A 509-nucleotide genomic window follows, 5' to 3' on the forward strand; every position below is an offset into this window, starting at 1 on the left:
GCCCTACCTGCCGGCCGAGCAGATCGACAGCTACATCGCCGGGTTGATCATCCTGGCCGCGGCCCCGTGCACGGCGATGGTCTTCGTCTGGAGCAACCTCTCCCGCGGCGAGCCGCATTTCACGCTGACCCAGGTGGCCCTGAACGACACCATCATGGTGTTCGCCTTCGCGCCCATCGTCGGGCTGCTGCTGGGGCTATCGGCCATTACCGTACCCTGGGAGACGCTGCTGCTGTCGGTGCTGCTCTACATCGTCGTGCCGCTGGTGATCGCTCAGGGCCTGCGTGCCGCGCTGTTGCGCCGTGAGGACGGCCCCGCGCAGCTCAAGCGCACCGTGGATACACTCGGACCAGTGTCACTGATCGCGCTGCTGGCGACGCTGGTATTGCTCTTCGGCTTCCAGGGTGAGCAGATCCTGTCCCAGCCGCTGATCATCCTGATGCTGGCGGTGCCGATCCTGATCCAGGTCTTTTTCAACTCCGGGCTCGCCTACCTGCTGAACTATGCGG

At 64.8% G+C, this 509-nt stretch carries 1 protein-coding gene; it reads left to right on the forward strand.

Features of this window, described 5'->3' with window-relative positions; translation table 11 throughout:
• A partial coding sequence (locus tag CKO31_RS26485) for an arsenic resistance protein (protein ID WP_200244022.1) occupies positions 1-509 on the forward strand: 509 nt, incomplete at both ends.

Origin of the sequence: Thiohalocapsa halophila, assembly GCF_016583825.1 — a bacterium.
Taxonomy (GTDB): Bacteria; Pseudomonadota; Gammaproteobacteria; order Chromatiales; family Chromatiaceae; genus Thiohalocapsa; species Thiohalocapsa halophila.